This is a genomic window from Microbacterium profundi (assembly GCF_000763375.1).
Lineage (GTDB): Bacteria > Actinomycetota > Actinomycetes > Actinomycetales > Microbacteriaceae > Microbacterium > Microbacterium profundi.
Genome location: NZ_JPSY01000001.1, coordinates 1,170,779 through 1,183,380 on the forward strand (window position 1 = coordinate 1,170,779; position 12,602 = coordinate 1,183,380).

Genomic DNA, 12,602 nt, shown 5'->3' on the forward strand with positions numbered 1-12,602 from the left:
CGGGGCGTTGAGCGACGAGCGGAGCGAGAAGACGAAACGGGCTGAGCGACCGAAGGGAGTCGAAGTGTTGCTCAACGACCCGCGGGGCAGTTCACGGGGCGTTGAGCGACGAGCGGAGCGAGAAGACGAAACGGGCTGAGCGACCGAAGGGAGTCGAAGTGTTGCTCAACGACCCGCGGGGCAGTTCACGGGGCGTTGAGCGACGAGCGGAGCGAGGAGACGAAACGGGCTGAGCGACCGAAGGGAGTCGAAGCCGCGATCCGAGCCTCCCGCGCAGTTCAGCCGCGCATCGCGACACCGCGGCGCCAGTAGCCCATGAACGCAACCTGCGCGCGGTCGATGCCCAGGTCCTTCACGAGGTGACGGCGCAGCGTCGTGACGACGCCGCTCTCGCCGGCGATCCAGAAGTATCGCTCGCCCGATGCTGCCTCGGCGACGTCCTCGCCGCTGCCCGAATAGATCGGCGTCTCCCAGACCAGGTCCTCCCCCTCAGCATCCTGCACGACGATCTCGCTGTCGCCAGACTTCGAGTGAGCACTGCCGCCGAGGCAGTCGAGCACGGTGGGGATGAGGCGCAGTCCGTGCGCGGCGTCCCCACGCGGCAGCCAGTGCACCTCGACGCCGTCCGGCGCATCGATGGGCAGGATGTCTTCGGCGGTCGGCACCTCGATGAACGCGAGCCCTCGCAGATCACGCGGGGCGTCCTCCAGGATGCGGGCGATCGCCGGTGCTGCGGTCTCATCGCCGACCAGCATCACGGACGATGCCGAACCCGGCGCGTACTCGATTCCGCCCCGCTCGGAACGCCCGCGGCGCGGTCCGACCATCCAGACCTCGTCGCCGACGCCGGCAGCGCTCGCCCACAGCGAGGCGGGTCCGGTGAGGCCAGGCGCCAGGTGCAGCACGAAGTCGACGACGACCTCGGTCGCGGACGCTTCGACAAGCTCAGCGGACGGAACGACAAGCTCAGCGGACGGAACGACGTCAAGCGAGCGCACCGAGTAGGTGCGCATCGATCCGCGCTCGTCTTCCGGAACCGCGAGATACGAGCCCCACCAGTCATCGGTGTCGCGATCGAGGTCGGGAAGGATGCCGGATGCCGGCGGGAAGACCAGCTTGATCCGCGCGTCGTAGACATCACCGGGGGTGCCGAACTCCTCGAGGTCGCGACCGCCGAAGGTGACGCGCACGAAGTTCGGCGAGACGCGGTCGACCGCACGCACCTCGGCACGTGCAAGAACGTAAGGGGTGCGAGTACGAGTCTCAGCGGACATGATGCCTTCCGATCGGGGTCACCATCGGCTTCCCGGAGACCGGGTCGGTGGTGATCTGGTTCGCCATGCCGAAGACCTCTTCGACCAGCGTATGAGTGAGGATGTCGTCCGGGGCGCCGAGCGCATGCACCTGGCCGCCGCGCATCGCGACGAGCTCGTCGGAATAGCGCGCGGCGAGGTTGAGGTCGTGCAGCACCATGACGATGGTCGTGCCGCGCGAGACGCTGAGGTCGGTGAGCAGGTCGAGCACCTCGACCTGGTGCGCGACGTCGAGGAACGTGGTCGGCTCGTCGAGCAGCAGGATGTCGGTCTCCTGCGCGAGCGCCATCGCGATCCACACGCGCTGCCGCTGTCCGCCCGAAAGCTCGTCGACGCTGCGGTCGGCGAGGTCGGCGATCCCGGTGGCGGCGAGCGCGTCGGCGACGACCTCGTAGTCGTGCGCGGTCCAGCGGGCGAGCACCTTCTGATGCGGATGCCGCCCCCGCCCGACCAGGTCGGCGACGGCGATCCCCTCCGGAGCGATCGGCGACTGCGGCAGCAGTCCGAGCACGCGCGCAACCTCCTTGGTGGGCCTGGAGTGCACCGACTTGCCGTCGAGGACGATCTGACCGGATGCCGGCGACAACAGGCGCGCGAGCGATCGCAGCAGCGTCGACTTGCCGCATCCGTTCGCCCCGACGATCGAGGTGATCTTTCCCGGTGCGACGCGGAGGTCGAGGCCTTCGATGATCGTGCGGTCGCCGTAGGCGAGAGTCACCCCCTCGGCGGTCAGTGTGTGTGCCTCGGTCACAGCGAGCCCCCAGAGCGGTTGGTGCGGATGAGCAGGTAGATCAGGTATGGGGCGCCGAGCACACCGGTGATGACGCCGACCGGGTAGCGCGCATCGAACGCGAACTGACCGATCAAATCGCCGCCGAGCACGAGCACAGCTCCGACGAATGCCGACGGCAGCAGTAGATTCGCGCCGGGCCCGGTGATGCGCGCGGCGATGGGTCCGGCCATGAAAGCGACGAACGCGATCGGTCCGGTGCCCGCCGTCGCGAACGCGAGCAGCGCGACGGCGCCGATGATGAACATCAGCCGCGTCACGGTCACCCGTACGCCGAGGCCGGAGGCCGAGTCGTCGCCGAGCTGCAGCATCCCGAGCGCCTGCGCCTGGCTGAACAGGAACGGCAGGATCACGATGCTGGCGATCGCGAGCGGGATGACGTCGTCCCACGCGGCGTTGTTCAGACTGCCGGTGATCCAGCGCATCGCCATCTGGATGTCCCATTCGGCGGCACGCGAGAGCACGTACGACACGACGCTCTGCAGCATCGCGGCGACACCGATTCCGATCAGGATCAGACGGATGCCGGAGAAGCCGCCCTTGTTCGAGAGCAGGTAGATCGCGATCGCGGTGATCAGCGCTCCGCCCAGTGCCATCGCCGAGACGGCGGGGCCGCTCAGCCCGAGCACGACGATGCCGACGACGGCCGCGGCGCTCGCACCCTCGGTGATGCCGATGATGTCGGGCGAGGCGAGAGGGTTGCGCAGCAGCGTCTGGAAGGTGACACCGGCGATCCCGAAGGCGAATCCGGCGAGGATCGCGAGCGCCGTGCGCGGCAGGCGCAGCTCTCCGACCGTGAAGGATGCGCCTGGCACCGTCTCGCCCAGGATGACGCGGATGATCTCGCCGGGTGTGTAGAACGAGTTGCCGAACATCAGGGCGACCGCGGCGAGCGCGAAGAGCAGCAGGCCGAGCACGATGGTGGCCACGGCGTGACGGCGGTGGCGGGCGCGGCGACCGGCCATGATCGCGGCCGGGCCCTGCATCGCGGCCGGGCCCTGGGCCTGTACGAGGGTCACAGCTCACGCACCTTCTGGCGGCGGACGATCCAGATGAAGAACGGTGCGCCGATCACGGCCGTGATGATGCCGACCTGGATCTCCTCCGACGACGGCGCGATCACCCGGCCGATGATGTCGCTCACGAGCAGCAGCGCGGCACCGCCGAGCGCGGAGAAGGGCAGCAGCCAGCGGTGGTCCGTGCCGATCAGCATCCGGCACATGTGCGGGATGACGAGGCCGACGAAGCCGATCGGACCGGCGATCGCCGTGGCTGCGCCCGCGAGGATCACGGCGCCGGCTGCCGAGACGAGGCGCGTGCGGAAGACCCGCTCGCCGAGGCCCGCCGCCATGTCGTCGCCCAGGGCGAGGGAGTTCATGCCTCGTGCGCACATGAAACAGATGAGAGCGCCGAGGGCGAGCACGGGAGCGGTGATCGCGATGCGCGGCCACTCCGCGCCGCCGACGCCGCCGACCTGCCAGGACTGGAACGTCTGCAGCAGGTCGACGCGGGGCAGCATGACCGCGCTGATCAGCGAGCCGAGGGCCGCCGAGGTCGCGGCTCCCGCGAGGGCGAGTTTGAGGGGCGTCGCACCGCCGCGGCCGAGCGAGCCGACCGAGTAGACGAAGACGGCTGCGATCCCCGCACCCACGATGGCGACGGCCATCTGGCTGAACGGATTCGCGAGCCCGAAGAAGGCCAGGCCGAACACGACCGCGAGCGAGGCCCCATTGGTGACTCCGAGGATGCCGGGGTCGGCGATCGGGTTTCGGGTGACGGCCTGCATCGCGGCACCCGAGAGCGCCAGAGCGGCCCCGACGAGGATGGCGAGCACGGTCCGGGGAATCCGCTTGATGATCGCGGCCTGAGAGACGGTGTCGTCTTGCCCGCTGAGCGCGGCGACGATGTCGTCGAGCGACACGGTGCGCACACCGAACGAGACCGACAGGATGCACAGGACGACGATGACGGCGGCGCCGATCAGCAGCCAGAGCACACGCACCGACGTCGGGCGCCGCAGTCTCGCGGCGCCCGACGTCGAAGCGTGGGCGACTGAGGTCACTCGTCGAGCAGCGGTGCTTCGAGGATCGCGAAGTAGTCGTCGATGCCCCACGGGATAGAGAGCGGCGACGGGTTGGCGGAGTTCGCCATCGGGGATGCGTCGGGGAGGATGGCGATGTTGCCGGCGGCGATCGCGGGGATCTTGCCCAGCAGCGGGTCGGCCTGCAGCACCGGGATGATCGACTCGTCGCCGTAGGTGATGAAGACGTCGACGTCGTCGAACTTCTCGACCTCTTCTGCGCTGACCATCAGGTAGAAGTCGGTGCTGTCGGCGTTGTCGGCGACGACCTGCGGCTCTGGCAGACCGAGTTCGAGCAGGAAGCCGGGACGGGTGTCGATGCGCGTGTAGTAGCCGACCTGGCTGAGGTCGTTCGGGTCGATGTAGCTGAAGAGCAGCTTCGCGTCCTTCAGCGCGGGGCGCGCGTCGAGTGCCGCCTGCGTCTGGGCATCCAGATCCTCGATCAGTGCCTGGCCCTCGTCGGCGAGTCCGATCGCCTCGGAGTTCATGGTGATCATGTCCTGCACCGAGGTGCCCCATGCGACCTCGGGGTACGCGACGACAGGAGCGATCTTGGAGAGGGTGTCGTAGTCCTCCTGCGTGAGGCCGGAGTACGAGGCGAGGATCACGTCGGGGTTCGTGTCGGCGACGGCTTCGAAGTCGATGCCGTCGGCCTCGTCGAACAGCACCGGCACCTCACCCGCCTTCTCGGCATCCTTGTCGCCCATCAGCGACACGTCGATGCCGAGCTCGTCGAGCTTGTCCTCGACCCACGGCAGAACGCCGTTGTCGTCGTCGTCGCCCCAGGCGACCTTGCTCATGCCGACCGGCACGACACCGAGGGCAAGAGGTACCTCGTGGTTGGCCCAGTTGACGGTCGCGATGCGATCGGGCTTCTCGCTGATCGTCGTCTCACCGAACGCGTGCGTGACAGTGACCGGGAACGCGTCGGCGGATGCCGGGTTGGTGCCGATCAGGGAGTCGGAGTCCGAGCTGTCGGAGGTGGCGGGGGCCGCGCAGGCGGCGAGGCCTGCTGCCATGACCACGGCGGCGCCGAGGCCGAGAAGACGAGAGATGCGCACGGGTGTTTCCCTTTCGGGTGGTCGGGGGGATGACGCAAAAGCGTCGGGCTCTTTGGTAAGCCTGCCCTAATTTATCAGAAGTTAGGATCGCCTCATACGCCGAGGCGGATGACACCGCGGGGCTAACGTGGGTGCATGGGGATGACATCGGCTGTGCGCAGCGCGAAACGCGCTCCTCTGCTGCAGGTCGTGAAGTCGGCAGTGGCCACGATCGGCGCCTGGCTCATCGCGGGATGGCTGGTGCCCGGTCCATTGCCGGTGTTCGCCGCGATCGCCGCTCTGCTCGTGGTGCTGCCGAGTGTGAACCAGTCGTTCGCCAAGGCGATCGAACGCAGCCTCGGCGTGATCGTCGGCGTCGTGATCGCCACCGGGCTGAGCCTGCTGCTCGGGCCGCAGAGCTGGGTGGTCCTGCTCGCGATCGTCGTCGCGATGCTGGTGGCATGGGTCTTCCGCGCCACCCCAGGCATGGGAAACCAGGTCGCGATCTCGGCGATGCTCGTCCTCGCGCTCGGATCGTCCAGCCCGCAGTACGCCCTGGACCGCATCATCGAGACTCTGATCGGCGTCGCGATCGGCATCATCGTCAACGCCCTGATCGTGCCGCCGGTGCTCACCGCACCAGCGCGGCGCGACCTCGGGCTGCTCGGCGCGGAGATCGCCGCGAGTCTCGACCGGCTGGCCTCGGCGCTGCCCACTGCGCAGACGCCTGCGCAACTTCAGGGGCTGATGGTGGAAGCGCGACTGCTGCGACCGATGCGCGATGCCGCCGAAGCATCCATCACCGCAGGTGAGGAATCGCTCACGCTCAATCCGCGCCGTGCGCAGCGCGGCGACCTCGCCGAGATGCGCGCACTTCTGGACAGGCTCTCCCCGATCGTCACGCAGGTGATCGGCATGACGCGGGCGTACTTCGACCACTACGACGACGCCCTCGCCGAGGAACCGACGGTGCATGCGATCGCCGAGCAGCTTCGCCGTGCGGGTCATGATGTGCGCCTCGCGGTGCAGGTCGCCGACGTCGCGCCTGAGCCGTCGTCAGAGACCTCGGCCATCCCGGCGCTGACCGCTCCGCTGCGGGTGAAGCCACCGGCATCCGGTCATTGGATCCTGATCGGATCGCTCATGGAAGACCTGCGCCGCATCCGCGACGAGCTCGTCGGCGAGGAGTGACAGGGTGTGACTTCTCCTGCACTGTTGCGGGACAGCGGCAGTTGCGCACGGGTCGCGTGGATACGGGGTCGTGGGGTCGGCGTGGGCATTTAGCGTTGCGGCATGTTCTTCGATCCCGACTACGCATCCTTCGTGCACAGCCACTCCGCGTTGCGCCTCCGCGTGACCGCGCCAACCGATCCGCCCATCTCACGAACTTTCGACATCTGCCGAGGCGCCCCGCTGTCCTGGCTGGGCGAGTCGTTCCTGCTTTCGACCGGCCGGACGCGGCCAGACGGCCCCGACGAAGAGTCCGGCTGGTACGGCGATGTCGATTCGATCATCCCCCGCGCCTCGTGGCAGTACGGAGGGATGCCACTCGAGCCGGAGGCCGGACCGACGCTGAGCATCCCGGGAATGGCTGGCGACTGCAGGGTTGAGGTGCTCGATGATGCCACTGCCACCGTCGTCGGCGAACCGCATGTGCGGATCGTCGATGGCACGCCGGATACGCCGCGCGCAGTAGCCGCATGGGAGTTGTCGCCTGCCAGCTTCCATATCGATCATGTGCAGCACGAGTTGACACGAGAGTTCGGGCTGGTTCTCCCCGATCGCGAATCCGTCTGTTTCCACGAGATGAGCCGTGCGTTCGGTGATGCTTCTGCACTGCGGCCGTTGGCAGAAGCTCTCGCGCCGTTGCAGCGGCTGGCATTGCGTTCGCACCTGGAAGATGCCGAGCTCATGACCGCTCCACTGATCGACGCCGCGGCGGCTCGTTCTCTCACGCACGGCCTCGCCTGGCTGATCGACCGGATCGGCGCGGAAGGCATGGAGCAGGACGAACACGGTTGGCTACCGGTCGAACTCGCTCGGGAAGCAGAACAGGCGCTGGAATGGGTGCCGGCACCCGGTGCTCCACCATCGCCCGGGCATGCGCTGCTCAGCACCGCGCGCTCGTTACGGTTCATCCGCCGCTTCAAGGGCCGCGTCATACCCGTCGCGCACACCAGAGAGCTGTCGGCCAACCCGCTCCGCGCTGTTCGCGAACTCGGCAGTGGAGCGCAGAGGAGGTCCCAGGGATACTCGTGGTCTGGCCAACCGGACCATGCGGAGACACTGGCGCTGCTCGCGGTCGCCGACGGAACGGCGACCGCATCCGTGGATCTGAACGAGCGCGTCATGAACGGGCTGGCGGCGCTGGATGAGAACCAGGAGTATCCGTACCGGCAGACGACCGATGCCGAACGTGAATCATCGGCGAAACAGGCCGTGACCTCACTCATGGAGGTGTTGGCTCCGCTCGGCGGCCACGGTGGTTACGGGCTCTTCACTCCGGCCGTGCGCGCATTCGCGCACTCGCTGCTGCGCTGAACTCTTCAGAATCCATCCCACGGAAGGAGGTTTGCTTGCATACTGTAAGCATGCCCAACGTTCTGATCCGTGATCTTCCGCCCGAGGTGCACGCCGTGCTGGCGCAACGCGCTGAGCACAACGGCCAGTCATTGCAGCAGTATCTGACGCAAGAGCTGACTCGGCTGGCGCGCAAAAGGGACAATGCAGAGTTGACTGCCGCAATCAGCGCGCGCGGCGATCGCATTTCTCTCAGCGCAGAAGAGATTATGGAAGCCATCCGACGTGGACGATCGGAATGATGATCGTCGTCGACGCGTCCATTGTTCTGGACCATTTACTCGGCGACCTTGATGCCGCCGTGTCCACACGCATCGACGGCGCCGACCTGGCTGCTCCCGATCTGCTCGACGTCGAGGTCGCATCAGCGCTGCGAGGACTATGGCTGGGGCACAAAGTCACCGAAGAGCGTGTGCATACGACGATCGACGACCTCGCGCGGTTCGAAGCCGATCGGTTCGCCTCGAGCATGCTGATCCCGCGAGCTATGCAACTTCGCGAGAACCTGACGGTGTACGACGCGACGTATGTCGCTCTCGCCGAGGTGCTCGAGTGTGCGCTCCTCACCCGCGACCGCCGCATTGCTGCAGCACCAGGTATCCGTTGCCCCGTGCAAGTGATCTGACCGAGATTACGCTGGTCCCATGTCCGACACGATCACCGTCCCCGACGTCCTCACACAGCTCGCCGCTCTCGAGGATCCGAAGATGCGCGCCGCGAATGAGAAGCGCGGCGACGATCACGGCATCAACCTCTCAAAGCTGCGTGCGCTCGCCAAGAAGGTCAAGACGAACCACGCTCTGGCGAAAGAGCTCTGGGAGACCGGCGAGACCGCACCGCGTCTGCTCGCCCTGCTGATCTGCAAACCGAAGGAGTTCACGGCCGACGAGCTCGATGCAATGCTTCGTGAGACGCGGGCACCGAAGGTCAACGACTGGTTCGTGAACTACATCGCCAAGAAGTCGCCGCTCGCCGAAGAGATGCGACAGCGGTGGTTCGACGACGCCGATCCGACGGTCGCTGCGGCGGCATGGTCACTGACCAGCGAGCGCGTGGCGAAGAACCCGGAGGGGCTCGATCTCGAGGATCTGCTGGACCGCATCGAACGCGACATGAAGGATGCGCCGGCACGGCCGCAGTGGTCGATGAACGAGACGCTCGCGCAGATCGGCATCTACCACCCGCACCTGCGCGCCCGCGCTCTGGAGATCGGCGAACGGCTGCAGGTGCTGGCCGACTACCCCACCGCCCCGGGCTGCACTTCTCCCTTCGCTCCCATCTGGATCGGTGAGATCGTCCAGCGCCGCGAGGGCTGACCCTAGGCTGAGTTCATGAGCACGCACATCGCCGCCGAGCCCGGTCAGATCGCCCCCATCGTCCTGTTCCCGGGTGACCCGTTGCGGGCGAAGTGGATAGCCGAGAACTTCCTCGATGACGCAACGCTGTATTCGGAGACGCGCGGGATGCTGGGATTCACCGGCACCTGGGAGGGGCACCGTGTCTCCGTGCAGGGCTCGGGCATGGGGCAGCCGTCGATGGCGATCTACGCCACCGAATTGTTCACGGAGTACGACGTGCAGACGATCGTGCGGGTCGGATCATGCGGAGCACTGGCCGAGCATCTCTCGGTGCGAGACATCATCATCGCGAACGGCGCGTGCACCGATTCCGGCATCAATCGCGTGCGCTTCAGTGGACTCGACTACGCACCCGTCGCCGATTTCGCACTCCTGCGCGCGGCGGTCGAGGCGAGTGAGACCATGTCGCTGGATGCCGCCGTGCACGTCGGGCTGCTGTTCTCGAGCGACCAGTTCTACAGCACGCGGCCGGAGCTGACCGAGCCGTTCGTCGCCCACGGCGCCCTGGGCGTCGAGATGGAGACGAGCGGGCTCTACACCTTGGCTGCCTCCTACGGCCGTCGCGCCTTGAGCATCTGCACCGTCTCCGACCACATCGTCACCGGCGAGGAGACCACGGCCCAGGAGCGCGAGCAGACCTTCGGAGACATGATCGAGATCGCTCTGCGCGCGGCGACTGCCTGATGAGGGGAGCGGATGCGGCATAACTCCGGACGAACCTCGCGGACCGGCGACTTTTCGGCGTCGCCGGGGTCGAAACCGGCCGATTCTCCGGAGTTATGCGGTGCCCGACGTTCGTCCAGGTCGCGGTGAGGGATGATCGAAGGACCATGACTTCCTCCGCGCGCCTCGATCCGACCTCCCTGCGCGACGCCTCGGGGGCAGTCGACCCGGATGCCGTCTACACGGCGTTCGTGGAATGGGCAGAGGCCACCGGCATCCGCCTGTACCCGGCGCAGGACGAGGCGGTCATCGAGATCGTCTCGGGTCAGAACCTGATCCTGTCGACGCCGACCGGCACCGGGAAGTCGCTCGTCGCCGTCGGTGCGCACTTCGCCGCGCTCGTCGAGGGCCGCCGAAGCTATTACACCGCGCCGATCAAGGCCCTCGTGAGCGAGAAGTTCTTCGCGCTCGTCGACACCTTCGGGCCCGAGAACGTCGGCATGATCACGGGTGATTCGTCGGTGAACGCGGATGCTCCGATCATCTGCTGCACGGCCGAGATCCTCGCCAACCTCGCTCTGCGCCAGGGACCTTCGGCTGACGTCGGGCAGGTCGTGATGGATGAGTTCCACTTCTACGCCGACCCGGATCGCGGGTGGGCGTGGCAGGTTCCGCTGCTCACGTTGCCGCAGGCGCAGTTCGTCCTGATGTCGGCGACCCTGGGCGATGTGACCGCGCTGGCGGCAGACCTGAGTCGGCGCACCGGCCGCGAGACAGCGACCGTGACGGGCGTCGAACGTCCGGTGCCGCTGCACTTCTACTACGAGCTCACCCCGATCCATGAGACGGTCGACGACCTGCTGACGACTGGCCAGGCGCCGATCTACGTCGTGCACTTCTCGCAGGCCGCAGCCATGGAGCGCGCGCAGGCGTTGTCGAGCATGAAGATCGCGACCCGCGAGCAGCGCGATCAGATCGCCGAGCTCATCGGAGAGTTCCGCTTCACGACGGCGTTCGGCAAGACGCTCTCGAAGTTCCTGCGCGCGGGCATCGGAGTGCATCACGCCGGCATGCTGCCCAAATATCGGCGGCTCGTCGAACAGCTCGCTCAGCGCGGGATGCTGCGCGTGATCTGCGGAACCGACACGCTCGGCGTCGGCATCAACGTGCCGATCCGCACCGTGCTGCTCACGGCACTGACGAAGTTCGACGGCACGCGCATGCGGCAGCTGAACGCCCGTGAGTTCCATCAGATCGCCGGACGTGCGGGCCGCGCCGGCTTCGACACGGCCGGCACCGTGGTCGCACAGGCGCCGGAGCATGAGACCGAGAACGCCGCGCTGATCCGCAAGGCCGGCGATGACCCGAAGAAGAAGCGCAAGATCATCCGCAAGAAGGCGCCGGACGGCTTCGTGTCGTGGGGTGAGCCCTCGTTCCGCAAGCTGATCGACGCCGAGCCGGAGACGCTGACCTCGCACATGCAGATCACGAGCGCGATGATACTCAACGTCATCGGTCGCGGCGGAGACGTGTTCGCGAATATGCGCGCGCTGGTATATGACAATCACGAGCCGCGGGCAAGGCAACGGATGCTGGCGCTGCGGGCGCTGGGAATCTATCGGACGCTGCGGGAATCGGGGATCGTCGAGCAGTCGGAGCCTCGCTCCCTGAGCCTGTCGAAGGGGCGAGAGCCAGAGATCAGCCTCACCGTCGATCTGCAGCCGAACTTCGCGTTGAACCAGCCGCTGTCGCCTTTCGCTCTCGCCGCGTTCGAGCTGCTGGATCCGGATGCCGCGACCTTCGCGCTCGACATGATCTCGATCGTCGAGGCGACGCTCGACGATCCGCGCGCGGTGCTGAGCCAGCAGGAGTTCCTCGCCCGCGGCGACGCGGTCGCCGAGATGAAACGCGAGGGCATCGAGTACGACGAACGCATGGAGCTGCTCGAGCAGATCACGTATCCGAAGCCGCTCGAAGAGCTGCTGGGCGCGACGTTCGAGACGTACAGCGCGGCGCAGCCGTGGATCCGCGACTTCGAGCTGCGGCCGAAGGCCGTCGTTCGCGACATGTACGAGCGAGCCATGTCGTTCGGGGAATATGTCGCGTATTACAAGATCGCACGGTCAGAGGGAGTGGTGCTGCGGTACTTGTCGGACGCGTATCGCGCGGCGTCGCAGACCATCCCGGAGGATCTGAAGAACGAGGATCTGCGTGACCTCATCGAGTGGCTCGGAGAGCTCGTCCGCCAGGTCGACTCCTCGCTCTTGGATGAGTGGGAGGAGCTGCGGGCCGGCACCGACAACGGCGTCGTCGATCTGGATGCTCTCAAGGCCGCCGAGCACGTCCAGGAGCCGATCGTGCCGCCCGCGCCGAAGCGTCTCACGAGCAATGTGCGCGCGTTCCGCATCCTGGTGCGCAACGAACTGTTCCGCCGGGTGCAGCTCGCCGCCCGCGAAGACGTCGACGCCCTGGCGGCGCTCGATCCCACGTTCGGCTCCGACGGGTGGAACGACGCCCTCGACGCCTACTTCGCCGAGCACGATGACATCCTCACCGGCCCGGACGCCCGCAGTTCGAAACTCCTGCTGCTGACCGAGGGTTCCGCGACCTGGACCGTGCGGCAGATCATCGATGACCCCGCCGGTGACCACGACTGGGGCATCGCCGCGACGATCGACCTCGCAGCATCGGACGAGGCGGGTGAAGCCGTCGTGACGGTGACCGGGGTGGACCGGCTCTGAGTCGCATCAACTGTGTCGGATCCCCTCTTTGTCAAGC

General features: G+C 67.0%; 12 protein-coding genes. 7 read left to right on the forward strand and 5 right to left on the reverse strand.

All coding sequences use genetic code 11. The annotated features are described in order from the left end of the window. Nucleotides 1-278: 278 nt before the first annotated feature. Genes JF52_RS0105475 through JF52_RS0105495 form a run of 5 tightly spaced genes read right to left on the reverse strand, consistent with a single transcriptional unit; the run spans nucleotide 279 to nucleotide 5,244 of the window. Nucleotides 279-1,274 carry a siderophore-interacting protein gene (locus tag JF52_RS0105475; protein WP_033105351.1) on the reverse strand — a complete coding sequence of 332 codons (996 nt, stop codon included), beginning with the start codon at nucleotides 1,272-1,274 and terminating at the stop codon, nucleotides 279-281. Further along, the gene (locus JF52_RS0105480) at nucleotides 1,264-2,064 is read right to left on the reverse strand and encodes an ABC transporter ATP-binding protein (RefSeq protein WP_033105352.1); all 801 of its coding nucleotides are present in this window, start codon (nucleotides 2,062-2,064) and stop codon (nucleotides 1,264-1,266) included. The genes JF52_RS0105475 and JF52_RS0105480 overlap by 11 nt, the downstream gene beginning before the upstream one ends. Next, nucleotides 2,061-3,089, reverse strand: a complete 1,029-nt coding sequence (locus JF52_RS0105485) for a FecCD family ABC transporter permease (RefSeq protein ID WP_033106347.1) — start codon at nucleotides 3,087-3,089, stop codon at nucleotides 2,061-2,063. The genes JF52_RS0105480 and JF52_RS0105485 overlap by 4 nt, the downstream gene beginning before the upstream one ends. A gap of 29 nt (nucleotides 3,090-3,118) precedes the next feature. Beyond that, nucleotides 3,119-4,165 (reverse strand): FecCD family ABC transporter permease, encoded by a 1,047-nt coding sequence (locus JF52_RS0105490; RefSeq protein WP_033105353.1) that lies wholly within the window; start codon nucleotides 4,163-4,165, stop codon nucleotides 3,119-3,121. Continuing rightward, entirely contained in the window at nucleotides 4,162-5,244 is a 1,083-nt protein-coding gene (locus JF52_RS0105495; protein ID WP_033105354.1) for an iron-siderophore ABC transporter substrate-binding protein, read from the reverse strand. The genes JF52_RS0105490 and JF52_RS0105495 overlap by 4 nt, the downstream gene beginning before the upstream one ends. A gap of 135 nt (nucleotides 5,245-5,379) precedes the next feature. Between JF52_RS0105495 and JF52_RS0105500 the strand changes: the two genes are divergently transcribed. From JF52_RS0105500 to JF52_RS0105530, 7 genes are all read left to right on the forward strand, one after another. After that, nucleotides 5,380-6,414 (forward strand): FUSC family protein, encoded by a 1,035-nt coding sequence (locus JF52_RS0105500; RefSeq protein WP_033105355.1) that lies wholly within the window; start codon nucleotides 5,380-5,382, stop codon nucleotides 6,412-6,414. 102 nt (nucleotides 6,415-6,516) lie between these two features. Further along, nucleotides 6,517-7,764, forward strand: coding sequence for a hypothetical protein (locus tag JF52_RS0105505; RefSeq protein WP_033105356.1), 1,248 nt, complete (start codon nucleotides 6,517-6,519; stop codon nucleotides 7,762-7,764). 50 nt (nucleotides 7,765-7,814) lie between these two features. After that, nucleotides 7,815-8,045, forward strand: a complete 231-nt coding sequence (locus JF52_RS0105510) for a FitA-like ribbon-helix-helix domain-containing protein (RefSeq protein ID WP_033105357.1) — start codon at nucleotides 7,815-7,817, stop codon at nucleotides 8,043-8,045. Further along, nucleotides 8,042-8,428, forward strand: a complete 387-nt coding sequence (locus tag JF52_RS0105515; RefSeq protein ID WP_235272324.1) for a type II toxin-antitoxin system VapC family toxin — start codon at nucleotides 8,042-8,044, stop codon at nucleotides 8,426-8,428. The genes JF52_RS0105510 and JF52_RS0105515 overlap by 4 nt, the downstream gene beginning before the upstream one ends. A gap of 19 nt (nucleotides 8,429-8,447) precedes the next feature. Then, entirely contained in the window at nucleotides 8,448-9,119 is a 672-nt protein-coding gene (locus JF52_RS0105520; protein WP_033105359.1) for a DNA alkylation repair protein, read from the forward strand. A 15-nt stretch (nucleotides 9,120-9,134) separates the two neighbouring features. Continuing rightward, a complete protein-coding gene (deoD, locus tag JF52_RS0105525; protein ID WP_033105360.1) occupies nucleotides 9,135-9,845 on the forward strand; it encodes a purine-nucleoside phosphorylase in 711 nt (236 codons plus the stop codon). Between the two features lie 146 nt (nucleotides 9,846-9,991). Further along, entirely contained in the window at nucleotides 9,992-12,565 is a 2,574-nt protein-coding gene (locus JF52_RS0105530) for a DEAD/DEAH box helicase (protein ID WP_033105361.1), read from the forward strand. Nucleotides 12,566-12,602 lie beyond the last annotated feature (37 nt).